The organism is Paraburkholderia jirisanensis (genome assembly GCF_054782355.1).
On the sequence record NZ_BAAGSQ010000002.1, the window covers coordinates 206,472 to 222,064 of the forward strand.

14 protein-coding genes are annotated in these 15,593 nt (G+C 63.7%); 8 read left to right on the plus strand and 6 right to left on the minus strand.

Annotation, left to right across the window (positions count from 1 at the left end):
• The first annotated feature begins 14 nt into the window (after nt 1-14).
• From metF to ACYVNQ_RS01395, 8 genes are all read left to right on the plus strand, one after another.
• Entirely contained in the window at nt 15-845 is an 831-nt protein-coding gene (metF, locus tag ACYVNQ_RS01360; protein WP_460900339.1) for a methylenetetrahydrofolate reductase [NAD(P)H], read from the plus strand.
• A 177-nt stretch (nt 846-1,022) separates the two neighbouring features.
• Entirely contained in the window at nt 1,023-2,654 is a 1,632-nt protein-coding gene (locus ACYVNQ_RS01365) for an ABC transporter substrate-binding protein (protein ID WP_460900340.1), read from the plus strand.
• Between the two features lie 138 nt (nt 2,655-2,792).
• Entirely contained in the window at nt 2,793-3,806 is a 1,014-nt protein-coding gene (locus ACYVNQ_RS01370; protein WP_460900341.1) for an ABC transporter permease subunit, read from the plus strand.
• Between the two features lie 83 nt (nt 3,807-3,889).
• Nucleotides 3,890-4,807, plus strand: coding sequence for an ABC transporter permease subunit (locus ACYVNQ_RS01375; RefSeq protein WP_460900342.1), 918 nt, complete (start codon nt 3,890-3,892; stop codon nt 4,805-4,807).
• Between the two features lies 1 nt (nt 4,808).
• Nucleotides 4,809-5,807, plus strand: a complete 999-nt coding sequence (locus ACYVNQ_RS01380; protein ID WP_460900343.1) for an ABC transporter ATP-binding protein — start codon at nt 4,809-4,811, stop codon at nt 5,805-5,807.
• Nucleotides 5,804-6,826, plus strand: a complete 1,023-nt coding sequence (locus ACYVNQ_RS01385; RefSeq protein WP_460900344.1) for a peptide ABC transporter ATP-binding protein — start codon at nt 5,804-5,806, stop codon at nt 6,824-6,826. Before ACYVNQ_RS01380 ends, ACYVNQ_RS01385 begins: the two co-directional genes overlap by 4 nt.
• Nucleotides 6,771-8,081, plus strand: coding sequence for a TraB/GumN family protein (locus ACYVNQ_RS01390; RefSeq protein ID WP_460900490.1), 1,311 nt, complete (start codon nt 6,771-6,773; stop codon nt 8,079-8,081). The genes ACYVNQ_RS01385 and ACYVNQ_RS01390 overlap by 56 nt, the downstream gene beginning before the upstream one ends.
• 73 nt (nt 8,082-8,154) lie before the next feature.
• Nucleotides 8,155-8,985 carry an exonuclease/endonuclease/phosphatase family protein gene (locus ACYVNQ_RS01395; protein WP_460900345.1) on the plus strand — a complete coding sequence of 277 codons (831 nt, stop codon included), beginning with the start codon at nt 8,155-8,157 and terminating at the stop codon, nt 8,983-8,985.
• 14 nt (nt 8,986-8,999) lie between these two features.
• Here the strand turns inward: ACYVNQ_RS01395 and ACYVNQ_RS01400 are convergent, their stop codons facing one another.
• The 6 genes from ACYVNQ_RS01400 to pxpB all read right to left on the minus strand — a co-directional run bounded on the left by ACYVNQ_RS01400 (nt 9,000) and on the right by pxpB (nt 15,496).
• Nucleotides 9,000-10,823 (minus strand): tetratricopeptide repeat protein, encoded by a 1,824-nt coding sequence (locus ACYVNQ_RS01400; RefSeq protein WP_460900346.1) that lies wholly within the window; start codon nt 10,821-10,823, stop codon nt 9,000-9,002.
• Between the two features lie 183 nt (nt 10,824-11,006).
• Nucleotides 11,007-11,963 carry a DUF979 domain-containing protein gene (locus ACYVNQ_RS01405; protein WP_460900347.1) on the minus strand — a complete coding sequence of 319 codons (957 nt, stop codon included), beginning with the start codon at nt 11,961-11,963 and terminating at the stop codon, nt 11,007-11,009.
• The gene (locus ACYVNQ_RS01410) at nt 11,960-12,730 is read right to left on the minus strand and encodes a DUF969 domain-containing protein (RefSeq protein ID WP_460900348.1); all 771 of its coding nucleotides are present in this window, start codon (nt 12,728-12,730) and stop codon (nt 11,960-11,962) included. The genes ACYVNQ_RS01405 and ACYVNQ_RS01410 overlap by 4 nt, the downstream gene beginning before the upstream one ends.
• Before the next feature lie 259 nt (nt 12,731-12,989).
• Entirely contained in the window at nt 12,990-13,742 is a 753-nt protein-coding gene (gene pxpA, locus ACYVNQ_RS01415; protein WP_460900349.1) for a 5-oxoprolinase subunit PxpA, read from the minus strand.
• A gap of 24 nt (nt 13,743-13,766) precedes the next feature.
• Nucleotides 13,767-14,822 carry a 5-oxoprolinase subunit C family protein gene (locus tag ACYVNQ_RS01420; protein WP_460900350.1) on the minus strand — a complete coding sequence of 352 codons (1,056 nt, stop codon included), beginning with the start codon at nt 14,820-14,822 and terminating at the stop codon, nt 13,767-13,769.
• Nucleotides 14,819-15,496, minus strand: coding sequence for a 5-oxoprolinase subunit PxpB (gene pxpB, locus ACYVNQ_RS01425; protein ID WP_460900351.1), 678 nt, complete (start codon nt 15,494-15,496; stop codon nt 14,819-14,821). The genes ACYVNQ_RS01420 and pxpB overlap by 4 nt, the downstream gene beginning before the upstream one ends.
• Nucleotides 15,497-15,593: the final 97 nt, after the last annotated feature.

A 15,593-nucleotide genomic window follows, 5' to 3' on the forward strand; every position in this document is an offset into this window, starting at 1 on the left:
ATGTCCATCGGATCATGAACCCCATCGAACTCTCATTCGAATTCTTCCCGCCTAAAACGCAGGAAGGCGTCGAAAAACTGCGCGCCACGCGCGCGCAACTGGTCCCGCTGAAGCCGAAATTCGTGTCCTGCACGTTCGGCGCCGGCGGCTCGACGCAACAAGGCACGCTCGATACGGTCGTCGAAATGGCGGCCGAAGGTCTCGAGGCCGCGCCGCATGTATCGTGCATCGGCTCGTCGCGGGCCAGCCTGCGCGCGATCCTGAGCGAGTATCGCTCGCACGGCATTCGCCATATCGTCGCGTTGCGCGGCGATCTGCCTTCGGGCATGGGCGAAGTCGGCGAACTGCGCTACGCGTCGGAACTGGTCAGCTTCATTCGCGCCGAATTCGGCGACTGGTTCAGTATCGAAGTGGCCGCGTACCCGGAATACCATCCGCAGTCGCGCTCGCCGAAACACGATCTCGAGAACTTCGCGCGCAAGGTGCAGGCTGGCGCGAACTCGGCGATCACGCAGTACTTCTTCAATGCGGATGCGTATTTCCGCTTTGTCGACGATGCGCGCAAGCTCGGTGTCGACGTGCCGATCGTGCCTGGCATCATGCCGATCACGAACTTCTCGCAGCTGATGCGCTTTTCGGAAATGTGCGGTGCCGAAGTGCCGCGCTGGATTGCACGCCGGCTGGAAAGCTTTGGCGACGATCGCGAAGCGATTCGTGCGTTCGGCCTCGACGTGGTGACCGACCTGTGCCGGCGTCTGGTCGATGCGGGCGTGCCGGGTTTGCATTTCTACACGCTCAATAACGCTGCGGGTACCAAAACAATCTGCGAGCGTCTCAAACTGTAGAACAACGGCGGCGGCCTGCGAGCGACCCTAAGCCCTTAAGCCCGCCCCCGCCGCCGCCTTTCTCCTATACGTGTTTCCTCATTTGCACCACACGGAATTTCGTCCGCTTGTGGGGGCCAGCAAAGCTCAGTAATATCGCGCTACGCTGGTTTTGACCGGTTATAACTCGGAGGAAACATGAAACAAAACAACCTGTTGCGCGCGCTCCGGCTCACGACGCTGGGGGCCGTCGCAGCGGCGTCGATAGCGGGTGCCCAACTGGCGAACGCTGCCGATATTCCAAACAAAACCCTGGTTTACTGCTCAGAAGGCAGCCCGGCGGGTTTTGATCCGGCGCAATACACGACGGGTACGGACTTTACCGCGAACACCTTCACGATCTTCAATCGTCTGGTTGAGTTCGAACGCGGCAGCACCAAGGTCGAACCGGGCCTCGCCGAGAAGTGGGACGTGTCGCCGGATGGCAAGACCTATACGTTCCATCTGCGCCACGGCGTCAAATTCCAGACCACCGCATACTTCAAGCCGACCCGCGAATTCAACGCGGACGATGTGGTGTTCAGTTTCCAGCGCATGCTGGATCCGAACCAGCCGTTCCATAAAGCTTACCCGGTGCAGTTCCCGTACTTCACCGACATGGGCCTCGACAAGCTGATCACCAAGATCGAAAAAGTCGACCCGTACACGGTGAAATTCACGCTGGCTGAAGTGAATGCCCCGTTCATCCAGAACATGGCGATGGAGTATGCATCGATCCTGTCGTCCGAGTATGCAGACCAGTTGCTGAAGGACGGCAAGGCCGCCGACATCAACCAGAAGCCGGTCGGCACGGGCCCGTTCATTTTCCGCAGCTATACCAAAGACGCGACGATCCGTTACGACGGCAATCCGGACTACTGGAAGCCGAATACGGTGAAGGTGTCGAAGCTGATCTTCTCGATCACGCCGGACGCCAGCGTGCGCGTGCAGAAGCTCAAGCGCAACGAATGCCAGGTGATGAGCTATCCGAGCCCGGCCGACATTGCGCCGCTGAAGGCCGACAGCAATCTGTCGATGCCGTCGCAGGCCGGTTTCAACCTCGGCTACCTCGCGTATAACGTCACGCACAAGCCGCTCGACAAGGTCGAAGTGCGCCAGGCGCTGGATATGGCGATCAACAAGAAAGCGATCGTCGATTCGGTGTATCAGGGCGCCGGCCAGGCCGCGACCAACCCGATGCCGCCGACCCAGTGGTCCTATGACAAGTCGCTGAAAGTAGCCAGCTACGATCCGGAAAAGGCCAAGGCGCTGCTCGCCAAGGCGGGTTTCCCGAGCGGCTTCGAAATCACGCTGTGGGCGATGCCGGTTCAACGTCCGTATAACCCGAATGGCCGTCTGATGGCGGAAATGATTCAGGCGGACTGGGCCAAGATCGGCGTGAAGGCGAAGATCGTTACGTACGAGTGGGGCGAGTACATCAAGCGTGCGCATGCGGGTGAAGACGATACGATGCTGATCGGCTGGACCGGCGACAATGGCGATCCGGACAACTGGCTCGGCACGCTGCTCGGCTGCGACGCGGTGAACGGCAACAACTTCTCGAAGTGGTGCTACAAGCCGTTCGACGATCTGATCAAGAAGGGCCGCGAAACCAACGGTCAGGACGCTCGCACCAAGCTGTATGTGCAGGCGCAGCAGATCTTTGCGGAACAACTGCCGTTCTCGCCGATCGCACACTCGACGGTTTATCAACCGACCAGCAACAAGGTAACCGACATGCGCATCGAATCGCTCGGTTATACGCGGTTCGACGGCGTCGGCCTGAAGTAACAGGCCGGGCGTTTCGATAGCTCATTGCGCAGTAAGTTTTTCGCACGGTTATAAGACTGGTCGAAAATTGTCCGGCGACGGGGCCACAAGCCCTTGTCGCCGGTTGCGTTTTTTCCATCCAGACCATAGGGACGATCCATGTTCCGCTTCGCTTTGCGCCGCATCGGGATGGTGATACCGACTTTCATCGGCATTACGATTCTTGCGTTCGCGCTTATCCACCTGATCCCCGGCGACCCCATCGAAGTGATGATGGGCGAGCGCGGCGTCGATCCGGCCTTGCATGCCGCGGCTTTACACCGCCTCGGGCTCGACGAGCCGCTGCCGATGCAGTATGTGCATTACGTCGGCCGGGCGTTGCACGGCAACCTCGGCATGTCGATCATCACGAATACCGGCGTGATGGATGAATTCCTTGCGCGGTTTCCGGCTACCGTCGAGTTGTCGATCTGCGCGATGGCGTTCGCGTTGATCGTCGGTTTGCCTGCGGGGGTGTTCGCTGCGTTAAAGCGCGGCACCGCGGTCGATCACGGCGTGATGGGCACCGCGCTCACCGGTTATTCGATGCCGATTTTCTGGTGGGGCTTGATACTGATCATGCTGTTCTCGGTGAAGCTCGGTTGGACGCCGGTGTCGGGCCGCATTGCGGTTGAATACGACATTCCGCACGTCACCGGCTTCATGCTGATCGACTCGCTGCTGCCGGGTACCGATGAAGGCTCGTTTACGTCGGCGGTTAGCCATCTGATTTTGCCGGCCATCGTGCTCGGTACGATTCCGCTGGCGGTGATTGCGCGGATGACGCGTTCGTCGATGCTCGAAGTGCTGCGCGAGGATTACATCCGGACCGCGCGCGCGAAGGGTATGTCGCCGGCGCGGGTGATCGTTGTGCATGCGCTGCGTAATGCGCTGATTCCGGTGGTCACTGTGATCGGGCTGCAGATCGGTACGTTGCTTGCGGGTGCAGTGCTGACCGAGACATTGTTCTCGTGGCCGGGCATCGGTAAGTGGTTGATCGATGCGATCAGCCGGCGCGATTACCCGGTCGTGCAGGGCGGTATTTTGCTGATCGCAACGCTGGTAATCGTTGTGAACCTCGTCGTCGATCTGTTGTACGGCGTGTTGAACCCACGCATTCGCCATACGAGGTAAAAAATGTACCCCCACGCTCACATTCGTTCGCTGCCCCCCGAGGGGGCGCATGCCTCCCTTGAGGCGGCTCGGCGGGAGGCATGATGGCCGACCTACAAAATACAGTCCCCCAGGCGGTCACCCCGCCAAGCGGCCGAGCACTCGCCGCCCGCGAATTCTGGACCAACTTCTCCCGCAACCGCGGTGCGGTAGGCGCGGGCATCATCGTGCTGGCGCTGATCCTGATCGCGATCTTCGCGCCGCTGATCGCGCCACACAGCCCGATCGAGCAATACCGCGACTTCGTCAAGATTCCGCCCGCGTGGCTCGACGGCGGCAACGCGAAATTCCTGCTCGGCACCGACGAAGCCGGCCGCGACATTCTTTCGCGGCTGATGTACGGCGCGCGGTTGTCGATGTGGATCGGCTGCGTATCGGTGGTGCTGGCGCTGATTCCGGGCGTCGTGCTCGGCCTGATCGCCGCGTTCTTCGGCAAGTGGGCCGACACACCGATCATGCGTGTGATGGACGTGCTGCTCGCGCTGCCGTCGCTGCTGCTCGCAGTCGCGGTGGTAGCGATCATCGGCCCGGGCCTGATCAACACGATGCTGGCAATCGCAATCGTTGCACTGCCCGGCTATGTGCGCCTGACGCGCGCCTCGGCACTCGGCGAACTGCACAAGGAATACGTGATGGCCTCGCGCGTGGCCGGCGCCAGCGTGCCGCGGCTGATGTTCTCGCAGGTGCTGCCGAACTGCACCGCGCCATTGATCGTGCAGGCCACGCTCGGCTTCTCGTCGGCGATTCTCGATGCGGCCGCGCTCGGTTTTCTGGGCCTCGGCGTCCAGCCGCCGCTCGCCGAGTGGGGCGCGATGCTCGCCTCGGCACGCGACTACATCGACAGCGCATGGTGGATCGTCACGATGCCTGGTCTTGCCATCCTGATCTCGGTGCTTGCGATCAACCTGCTCGGCGACGGGCTGCGCGACGCACTCGATCCCAAACTGAAACGGCTGGCCTGACATGAGCGATCTATTGACCATCCGCAATCTGGCGGTGAATTTCGGCGGTGTGCCCGCGGTCGACCGGATCAACCTGAGCGTCGCGCCCGGCGAGGTGCTCGGCGTGGTCGGCGAATCGGGCTCGGGCAAGAGCGTGACGATGATGGCGCTGATGGGCCTGATCGACGCACCCGGCAAAGTGACCGCGGACGAGATCCGCTTCGACGGCAAGGACCTGCTGAAAGCGAGCGCGAGCGCGCGTCGCAAGATTATCGGCAAGGACGTCGCGATGGTGTTTCAGGACGCGCTGACGAGCCTGAACCCGAGCTACACCGTCGGCTATCAGATCAAGGAAGTGCTGAAGCTGCACGAAGGTTTGCGCGGCGATGCATTGCAGCGGCGCGCACTCGGGCTGCTCGACCAGGTCGGCATTCCGGATGCGAAGAACCGCATTGGTTCGTTTCCGCATCAGATGTCGGGCGGCATGAACCAGCGCGTGATGATCGCGATGGCGGTGGCCTGCAATCCGAAGCTGCTGATCGCCGACGAGCCGACTACCGCGCTCGACGTGACGATCCAGGCGCAGATCATGCAACTGCTGGTGCAATTGCAGAAGGAACGCGGCATGGCGCTGGTGCTGATCTCGCACGATCTCGCGGTGGTTTCGGAAGTCGCGCAGCGCGTCGCGGTGATGTATGCGGGCGAGATCATCGAAACCAACCGCGTGCCCGATATCTTCGCGGCGCCGCATCACCCGTACACGGAAGCGCTGCTCGCAGCGATTCCCGAGCACAACGTCGGCGCGGTGCGACTTGCCGCGCTGCCCGGCATGGTGCCGGGGCGCGACGACCGGCCCAAAGGCTGCCTGTTCGCGCCGCGCTGCAAGTACGTGGTGGACGACTGCATGAAGGCGCGGCCGCCGCTCGCCGGATTGCAGAATCATGACGAAGCGGCCGGGGTTCGCTGCATCAAGCCGCTGAACCTCACCGCCGACGCCATTCGACACGGAGGCGCCCGATGAACGCAGTACCCGAAACACGGCGCCCGACGGCCCATACGCCGGGCGACCACGTGCTGGTTGCCGATCAGCTGGCGCGGCATTACGAGGTGAAGCGCGGCATGTTCGGCCACGGCACGGTGAAGGCGTTGAACGGCGTGTCGTTTGCGCTGGAACGCGGCCGTACGCTTGCCGTGGTCGGCGAATCCGGTTGCGGCAAATCGACGCTCGCCCGCCAGCTGACGATGATCGAACCACCCACTGCCGGACGTCTGCTGATCGACGGCGAGGACGTGGCCGGCGCCAATCGCGAGCGGATCGCTGCATTGCGCCGGCGCGTGCAGATGGTGTTCCAGAATCCGTTTGCCTCGCTGAATCCGCGCAAGACCGTCGAGCAGACGCTCGGCGAACCGCTCGCGATCAACACGCAACTAAGCGCAGCCGAACGCGCCGAACGCATCGCCCATATGATGCGCACCGTCGGCCTGCGGCCCGAACATGCGAAGCGTTACCCGCACATGTTCTCCGGCGGCCAGCGGCAGCGCGTGGCGATTGCGCGGGCGATGATTCTCGATCCGCAGATCGTGGTCGCCGATGAACCGGTGTCCGCACTCGACGTGTCGATCCAGGCGCAGATTCTCAATCTGTTTATGGATCTGCAGGAACAGTACAAGACGAGTTACGTATTCATCTCGCACAATCTGTCGGTGGTCGAGCATATCGCCGACGACGTGATGGTGATGTATTTCGGCGGCGTCGCTGAACTCGGCGACAATAAGACCATCTTCGAACGGCCGCGGCATCCGTACACGCGCGCGTTGATGTCCGCGACGCCGTCGATCTTCGAAGCGGACCGACGTATCCAGATCAAGCTGCAAGGCGAAATGCCGTCGCCGCTGAATCCACCGTCGGGATGCACTTTCCATCAGCGTTGTCCGTATGCGATCGAGCGGTGCCGGCAGGAGGAACCGAAGCTGCGTGAAGTGGATGGCCGTCAGGTGTCGTGTCACCGTGCCGAGGAGGTCGGGGACGCGCCGGCCTGAAGCGCCGGCGGCGCGCTGCCCGGCGCGCGGGGCGGAGCTGGCTGTCGTGTTCATGCAGGCTGTGGCGCGCGGGCCGGAGTTGGCTGTCGTGTCCACGCAGGCCGTTGCGCGCGTGCTCGCCGGATGGCGGGCGCGGGTGCGGTGGTTCGCGTGTGCGGTGCTGGCTGCGGGGTTATGTGGTTTGACACCGTTGCCGCCGTCGTTGCCGTCGTTGCCGTTGCTACCCGCGGCATGGGCGGCGGACGCGGCGGCGGATATCCATGCGCAGGTCGGCCGCCCGACGCTGCCGTTACCGCATCCGCCGGCCTCACCCGCCCAGCCTGCGCCGAAGACGCGCTCCGCACCGCCGGCCGCGCCCGGCGCGTCGGGTGCTTCGGGCGCGTCGCGCGCTACCACCACCGGCGGACCGGTGCGGCCGGAACCGGCCCGCATGCCGTTCTATGTCGCCACGCGCGGCACCACCACCATCTACGTACTCGGCACGCTGCACGTCGGCGATCCCGTCGACTACCCCGCTGCTCAACCATTTCGCCCGCCGATTCTCGCGGCGCTCGCTGCGTCGCCTACGCTCGCGCTCGAGCTGTCGCCGGACGATCTGCTGGTGTCGCAGGACGACGTATCGAAGTACGGCGTGTGCAACTATCCGTGTCTGCCGCGGCTGTTGCCCGACCCGCTGTGGCGCAAGCTGTCGATGCGTCTGCGTGGCAATCCGGCCGCGCTCGACGAGATCCGCAAGATGCGGCCGTGGCTCGCTTCGCTGCTGGTCGAAACCTACGATTCGCTGAGCGCCGGCCTGCAAACCGAGTACGGCACAGAGGCGCAATTGCAGAACGTCTACTTGCGTCAGCGCGGCAAGATCGTCGGGCTCGAGACGCTTGCCGAGCAGATGCGCGCGTTCACTGGGCTCACGCTCGCGCAGCAGCGCGAAATGCTCGCGCAGGATCTGGTGCAGACGCCGGCTGAAAACGTCGCCGACGTGCAAACGTTGCACCGGCTATGGCGAGTCGGCGATGCCGATGCGATCTCCGCGTGGGAAGTGGCGAAATCCGAGAAGCTCGCGCGCGACAAGCGGATTTCGGCGTCGATCGACAACAAGATTCTTTACGACCGTAACCGGCGCTTCGTCGCCCGGATGATCGCGATCGCGGCGCCGAACAAGCCGGTGTTCGTCGCGATCGGCGCGTTGCATCTGGGCGGGCCGAATGGCGTGCTGCAGTTGTTGCGGCAGCGCGGGTTCGTGGTCGAGCCGAGCTGAGTTACGATTCGCTCGGTGCGGCGCACCTTGAAACCATCCTGATGGGCAAGCCATCGTCTGGGAGAAGAGCGAAATGAACGTCATGAGCTGGAACATCAAGCAGTTCAATTTCAATCCCAGCAAGGAGGAGGATGGCCAGTTTGCGCGGCTGCATCAGATCAAGGAGATTGTCGAAAGCCGGTCGATTGATATTCTGGTGGTGCTGGAAGTCAGGCCTTCGGTGAAGCAGGTGCAGTTCGATCAGGGCTACAACGATAGTCAGGGCGCGCTGGTCGTCGCTCAACTGGCGCAACTGCTGGGTGACGAATGGCAGGTTGCGTTCAGCGGCGGCAATGCGGTCAAGGAGCAGAACAAGGGCGAACTGTACGCGTTTATGTGGCGCAGCAGCCGGGTGCAGGCGTACGGACAGCCCACACTCGTGTACCAGGATACGACTCAGTCCACGTTGGCGTTCAAGAACCGCGTTCCCTGCGTGATGCCGTTCGCGCGCGTCGGTGTAACCAATCCGACGCCGTTCGTCGTGATGGTCTATCACGCGCCGAACCCGAGTGAAATGGATGTGAAAGAAATTGGTTACATCAAGATCGTCGCTTCGTTGATCGGATTCCCGCTTATCCTGTGCGGCGATTTCAACATGGATACCGGTATCGTCAAGACCGCGCTGCAACCGGATCTGGCGCTCGCATGCAGCAACGACACCAGCCTGCGGGTTCAGCCGTACGGCAGCGACAATCCCTACGATGCGATCTTTTATCGCGATCTCGAATTGCTTTCCGCAGGCGGCGACAACACGCTCGTGACCGTTGAAACGACCTGGGGTATGACGCTGGATAAATCGGAGATATCTTCGGTCAAGCGTTTCAGTTCGGATCACGCGCCGGTGTGGGCGCAATTCAACTTGTAGCGTGGCGCTGGCAGCTATGCATGCTGCTGCAACGCGCCGAGTACGTCGGCCACGACCGGCGCCCAGTCGCCGAGCGTGCCTTGACGGAACAGCCGCGCGCTCGGATACCACGGCGAATCGCTGCGATCCTGCAGCCAGCGCCAGTCGGAATTGGCTGGCAGCAAGACCCACACGGGCTTGCCGAGCGCGCCGGCCAGATGCGCGAGCGCGGTATCCACGGTGATCACCAGATCGAGATTCGCGATCAGCGCGGCGGTATCCGCAAAGTCATTCAAGTCAGCGGTGAAATCATGTGGGCGCAGCGGTTCGGGTAACGCCGCGAGTTGCGCGTGCGCCGCGCCTTTCTGCAGGTTGAACCACGCGATGTCTCGCATTTCGCACAGCGGTGCGAGCGCGGCGAGCGGCATCGAACGGTAGCGGTCGTTGCCGAAGGTCGGGCTGCCGGCCCACACGAGGCCGATCTTGCCTCGCGTGCCGGCGGCCGCTGCGGTGACGCGTTCGCGCCAGTGCTCGACCTTGGCCGCATCGGCAAACAGATACGGCACGTCAGCGGGAATCGTGTGCAGTTCGGTGCCGACGCAGGCCGGCACGCTCATCAGCGAGATCCAGTAGTCGTAGTCGCCGCCCGGCGTGCCGGACCACACGCGGCGCGCGCCCGGCACGCGCTGCGCAATGTCGAGCAACGGAGCGCGCACACACACATCGACAATCGCACCGCGCTCGGCAAGCACGCGCGCGTAGCGCAGAAACTGGAACTGATCGCCGAACCCCTGTTCGCGCACCAGCAGGATCGTCTTGCCGGTGAGGCGCTCGCCACGCCATTCGGGAATGCCTTCGACGGCGATCGCTTCGTAATCGGCGGCGCGCCAGCGTTGCGCATATTCGGCCCAACCTGCGCGGTAGTCGCCGCGCTTCAGATACAGCCACGCGAGATTCTGATGCGCATCCGGCTGCTCGGGTTCGAGCTCCAGTGCGTGCCGATAGAACGCCTCCTCTTCATCGTGACGGCCTTGCGCGCCAAGCGACGCGCCGAGGCACACGAGGTTCGTCGCATTGCCCTTGAGCGCGATGGCTTGCCGGTAGTGCTGCTCGGCCGCCGCATATTCGCCGAGTTTGCCAAGCGCGGTGCCGAGATTCACGTGTGCATCGGCGAAGCCCGGCGCCAGCGCGATTGCATGGCGGAAGTGTTCGATCGCGGAAGCATGCTCGCCGCGTGCCTGCTGCGCATTGCCGGCGCTGAAGTGCGCGTTAGCCGATTGCGGATCGAGGGCGAGCGCCGTGCGATAGCAGGCGTATGCGTCGGCGTGGCGGCCGAGCTTGTTGAGCGCGGTGCCGAGATTGGTATGGGCGTCGACGAGCGTTGGGTCGATCGACAGCGCGGCGCGGTAGTGTTCGATTGCTTCGTCGAATTCACCTTCCGCTTGCAGTGCGACTCCGAGGTTGTTGTGTGCATCGGCGAAGTCCGGCTTCAGCGCGAGCGCGCGCCGGTAGCATTGCCGCGCAAGCACATCCTGCCCGCTTGCCGCAGCGACGAGGCCGCGGTTGCTCCAGCAATCCGCGTCCGATTCTTCGAGCGTCAGCGCGCGGTTCAGCAGCATCGACGCGTGCGCGTGGTCGCCGCGTTGATGGCGCAGTACGCCGTAGTAGTGCAGCGCTTGAGGATGATTGGGAACGATCGCGAGGGCTTCGCGGTACAGCGGTTCGGCTTCGTCGAGGCGGCCCGCGCGGTGCGCTTCGAGCGCGAAGGCCAAGGTGACGGCAGAGGGCGGTTGGACAGAGGGGCGCGCGTGAGCGGCGTGCGTGGCGTTAGGGGTATCGGAAACGGTGGAATCGGGCATCGCGCAGGTCGGGTGGCGTGCCGGCGACTGGCTGCCGGCGCCTGGATTTCGGATGCCCGTCAGGTTATGTGCGAGCGCATTGCGCTGCGATCAGACATATCCTAATTTTCGGCCGGCCTCTGATAGTGCGATCGTCGCTGCGGCTGACGCTCTCGCACAAAGACGCCGAGCCCGTGTATCGCGCTACAGGAACATCAGCCAGTTCAGCAGCAGGATGTTCACAACCAGCAACGTCAGCGCAGTCGGAATCTGCACCTTGATCACCATGTTCCGGTCCGGCAGTTCGAGCAGCGCGGCCGGCACCATGTTGAAGTTCGCAGCCATCGGCGTCATCAGCGCACCGCAGTAGCCGGAGAACATGCCGATCGCGACCATCACCGCCGGGTTGCCGTGAAACACGTTGATCAGGATCGGCACGCCGACGCCTCCCGTCATCACCGGAAACGCGGCGAAGCCGTTGCCCATCACCATCGTGAACAGCGCCATGCCGATGCAGTACGTCGCGACTGCGATCAGCCGGTAGTCGAGGCTGATGTATTCGGTGGTGACGTGCGCGACGGCCTTGCCGACGCCCGCGTCGGAGAACACGAGGCCGAGCATGCCGAGCATCTGCGGCAGCACGGCGGCCCACGACAGCGCGTCTACCAGTCGCCGCGCTTCCTTCATCGACTGGCCGACGCTGTCGCGCGTGATCACGCATGCGTACGCAAGGGCGATCACGCAGCCGAGGCCGAAGCCGATCAGCGTGACGTTCTTCTGCTCGACGAGCGGCACGCCGCCGAATACCAGGTAGCGCCCCGCCAGCGTGATGACGACGGTGACGAGCGGAATCGTCAGCGCGGGGAAGAACAGCCTGTTGCCGAGGCTGTGTGCGGAGGCTTTGCGTATGCCTTCGGGCAGTACCTTGGGCTTGCCGGCGGTTACGCCGCCGAAGCCGGCGATCAGCGCCATCGCGATCACCAGCACACCGACGACGGCCGGCGGTAGCCGGTCGCCGACGAGGAAGATCAGTGCATAGAGAATCCAGAAGCCGCCTGCGGCGAAGCGGCGCGGATGCTCGCGGTCGGTGACGATCATGCCGCCGACCACCAGCAGCACGATGCCGAGCAGCCAGAACAGGTAGTTGACGGTCAGCGTCATGCTTCGCCTCCTGTGGTGGATTGAGCGGCGTGCGTGTCGCGCGTGGTGGCGCGCTGGCCTTGATCGGCATTCAAGCGCTCGCGCCCGAGTTCGCGATCGAGCTTGCGGTCGAGCAGATACAACCGGAAGCCGTGAATCAGAAACGCGCAGATCGCTGTTGGAATGCCCGCTACCGCGACATGCATCGGTTCGACGGTGATGCCGGCTTCCTTCAGGAACGTAACCATCAGCACGATCGCGCCGAACGCGACAAAGATGTCTTCGCCGAAGAACAGGCCGACGTTGTCGGTGGCGGCGCTGAACGCGCGCAGCCGGTAGCGCACCGCATCGCTCAGTTTGCCGAAGCGGTTTTCGGTTGCGCCTTCGGCCATCGGTGCGATCAGCGGACGCACCATCTGCGGATGACCGCCGAGGCCGGTCAGGCCGACTGCCGCGGTCAACTCGCGCACCAGCAGATAGACGATCAGCAGGCGACCGGCGGTGGCTGCCTTGATGGTGGCGATCCATGTTTGCGCACGCTCGCGCAGGCCGTGACGTTCGAGCAGGCCGATGACCGCGAGTGGCAGCAGGATGATTAACGGGATATTGCGGGTCTTGATGAAGCCGCTGCCGATAGCGGCGAGGATTTTGTCCGGCGGGAAGTGCGCGACGAGCGGCGTGACAACGGCGGCGACTGCGACGATCAGCATCGGGTTAAACCGTAATAAAAAGCCGACGATGATCACGGCCACTCCGATCAGCGGCCACAGACTTATGGTTGACTGCATCAGAATCTCCAAATGAATACGGCATGGGTGCCGCTTATGGTCCGCTTGTGGTTTGCTTGAAGCGGATGAATTTGCGGCGCGGCCGGTGTGCGTGACGTGACACGCGCCGTTCTTCTTATTGCGGTTCTTGGAGACCGCTTGGTGGTGATCGATGCAACTGTGACTTCAATTTCAACTTCGGATTGCTGCGACTGCTATTGCTACCGCGGGATGTTGCAACGGCGGACGAGTCCAGCGCATCGGCAGCACGCTGTAGACGTCAATCCCGCCCGCTGACCGCCGCGTGCACACCAATCCCCGCGTCCTGCAGCGCGCTACGGATGCGCCGCGCAAACGCCAGCGCATGCGGACCATCGCCGTGCAGGCAGATGGTCTGAGCGTTGATCGGCACCCACTGGCCATCGACCGCTTGCACGCGCTTGTCGCGTACCATCATCAGCGTGCGTTCGAGCACTTCGTCTTCATCATCCAGCAGCGCGCCCGGCTCCTTACGCGGCACCAGCGAGCCATCCGCACGGTAGCCGCGATCCGCGAATACTTCCTCCACGGCCACCAGCCCCGCGTTACGCGTAGCCGTCACCAGCCCGCTGTTAGCCAGCGCAAACACCGCCACCGACGGATCGAAGTCATGCACCGCCGACGCAATCGCATCGGCGATACCCGCATCGCGCGTCGCCTGGTTGTACAACGCGCCATGCGGCTTCACATGTGCGATACGCCCGCCTTCAGCCTGCGCAATCGCCGACAGCGCGCCAAGCTGATACAACACACCGGCATAAATATCCGCCGGCGGCACATCCATCTCCTTGCGTCCGAAATTCTCCGGATCGTTGAAGCTCGGATGCGCGCCGATCGACACGCCTTTTTGCACCGCCCAGCGCACACACTCGCGCATCGCGTTCGGCCCGCCCGCGTGCCAGCCGCACGCGATGTTGGCCGAGCTGACCAGATCGAGCAGCGCTTCGTCGGAACCACAGCCTTCGCCGAGATCCGCATTCAGGTCGATTTCCATCGTGTTCCTCCTTCCTCCCAGGTATTACACCGCCGCGGGCGCCATCTCGCGCGCGCAGCGTTCGTCATGCATGGCGATCGCCACATCGATTTGCCGCAGGTATTTGCGTTCCTCGACCAGCGCGTTGTGCGCTTCGCGTTCGGTGGTCGGGATGAAACGCACCGCACCGTTCAGGCGAATCTGCGCGAGCTTCCACAGGTCCGCGCGAATCACTGCGCCGATCTTCGGATAGCCGCCGGTGGTCTGCGCGTCGCTCATCAGGATGATCGGCTGGCCGTTCGGCGGCACCTGGATCGTGCCGGGCAGCACACCGTGCGACAGCAGGTCGCTCTTCTGCTTGCGCTCGAGCGGCGTGCCGGCGAGGCGATAGCCCATCCGGTTGCTGTTCGGCGTGACCAGCCACTCGTCGGACCAGAACGCTTCGTGCGCGGCATCGGTGAAATTGTCGTATTCGGGGCCGCGCAGCACGCGGATCGGCGGCGCCCATGCGATACCCGTCGCGTGCCGGCCGCGCCGCACCGGTTCGTCGACGAGGATGAACTTGCACCATGCGGGCGCCTTCACGCCGAATTCGGGCGCGTCGGGGCTAAAGCCGCTCGAGCGTGCACGCGGCGGCGGCACGCCAATCGGCAGCCGGTCGCCGTCGCGCAGCGCGCGGCCGCCGAGGCCACCGAAGCCGGCGCCCAGATCGGTGCTGCGCGAGCCCAGCATCGGCAGCACGTCGACGCCGCCCGCGACGCACACATAGCCGCGCATGCCGCGTTTGGCGGCGTTCAGCGTCAGTTGCTGGCCGGCTTGCACCGGCAGGCTCCACCACGAATAGACGGGTTTGTCGTCGAGCGTTGCGCCGAACTCGGTGCCGGTGATCGCAATGCGCGTCGCACGCAGGAAGCGCAGCACGGTTGGTCCGAAGGTGATTTCAATACCTGCTACGTCAGGCCGGTTGCCGACCAGACGGTTGCCTACTTCGAGCGACAACGGGTCGAGCGCGCCGACTTGCGCGACGCCAAGATGACGGAAGCCATAGCGGCCGAGGTCTTGCACGGAGCTCAGCAAGCCTGCGCGGATCACGTCGATCATGCGTGGCTCTCCGCGATCGTGAAATGGACGCGGTCGCCGGGTTGCAGCAGCGTCGGCGGCGTGCTTGTCGGGTCGAACAGCGGCACGTCGGTGCGGCCGATCAGTTGCCAGCCGCCGGGCGACACGGCCGGATAGATGCCGGTCTGCGCGCCGCCGATGCCGACCGAGCCGGCCGGCACTTCGACGCGCGGCTCCGAACGGCGCGGCGTATGCAGCGCGGCTTCGAGACCACCCATATAAGCGAAGCCAGGCTGGAAGCCGAGAAAGAACACGATGTATTTGCCCTGTGCGTGGCGCTGGATCACTTCGTCGGCGGTGAGGCCGGTGTGAGCCGCGACCGCATCCAGGTCTGGGCCGTGTTTGCCGCCGTAGTGGACAGGAATCTCGATGTCGCGCCCCGCGGTGGACGCGGCGCCGGCGGTGTCCCATGCGGCGCGCAACTGTTCGGCCAGCGCCTCGCGATCGGCGGCAAGCGGATCGAGGACCAGCGTCAGGTTATTCATACCGGGCACGACTTCCAGCACATGCGGCCAGTCGCGTGCCGCTTGCGCAGTGGCCCAGACGCGCTGCTGGCAAGCCAGCGTGGCGGGCGGCGGCAACTCGCAGACGAGCGCCGAATCGCCGAGCGTGTAGATGCGCGGCGGGCTTGGGGTGGGGCTCTTCGATGGACTCATGTGTCTCGTCGATGATCGGAGGTCGGGCTCGCAAGCGTTGCACCCGCAGCATTCACGCTTTTGAGACAGCGTACATTCTCATTAATTTCTCGACAAT

Bases quoted from the DNA above. Each gene is read 5' to 3' on its own strand.
- metF (WP_460900339.1), top strand. From the start codon at position 15: ATGAACCCCATCGAACTCTCATTCGAATTCTTCCCGCCTAAAACGCAG.
- ACYVNQ_RS01365 (WP_460900340.1), top strand. From the start codon at position 1,023: ATGAAACAAAACAACCTGTTGCGCGCGCTCCGGCTCACGACGCTGGGG.
- ACYVNQ_RS01370 (WP_460900341.1), top strand. From the start codon at position 2,793: ATGTTCCGCTTCGCTTTGCGCCGCATCGGGATGGTGATACCGACTTTC.
- ACYVNQ_RS01375 (WP_460900342.1), top strand. From the start codon at position 3,890: ATGGCCGACCTACAAAATACAGTCCCCCAGGCGGTCACCCCGCCAAGC.
- ACYVNQ_RS01380 (WP_460900343.1), top strand. From the start codon at position 4,809: ATGAGCGATCTATTGACCATCCGCAATCTGGCGGTGAATTTCGGCGGT.
- ACYVNQ_RS01385 (WP_460900344.1), top strand. From the start codon at position 5,804: ATGAACGCAGTACCCGAAACACGGCGCCCGACGGCCCATACGCCGGGC.
- ACYVNQ_RS01390 (WP_460900490.1), top strand. From the start codon at position 6,771: ATGGCCGTCAGGTGTCGTGTCACCGTGCCGAGGAGGTCGGGGACGCGC.
- ACYVNQ_RS01395 (WP_460900345.1), top strand. From the start codon at position 8,155: ATGAACGTCATGAGCTGGAACATCAAGCAGTTCAATTTCAATCCCAGC.
- ACYVNQ_RS01400 (WP_460900346.1), bottom strand. From the start codon at position 10,823: ATGCCCGATTCCACCGTTTCCGATACCCCTAACGCCACGCACGCCGCT.
- ACYVNQ_RS01405 (WP_460900347.1), bottom strand. From the start codon at position 11,963: ATGACGCTGACCGTCAACTACCTGTTCTGGCTGCTCGGCATCGTGCTG.
- ACYVNQ_RS01410 (WP_460900348.1), bottom strand. From the start codon at position 12,730: ATGCAGTCAACCATAAGTCTGTGGCCGCTGATCGGAGTGGCCGTGATC.
- pxpA (WP_460900349.1), bottom strand. From the start codon at position 13,742: ATGGAAATCGACCTGAATGCGGATCTCGGCGAAGGCTGTGGTTCCGAC.
- ACYVNQ_RS01420 (WP_460900350.1), bottom strand. From the start codon at position 14,822: ATGATCGACGTGATCCGCGCAGGCTTGCTGAGCTCCGTGCAAGACCTC.
- pxpB (WP_460900351.1), bottom strand. From the start codon at position 15,496: ATGAGTCCATCGAAGAGCCCCACCCCAAGCCCGCCGCGCATCTACACG.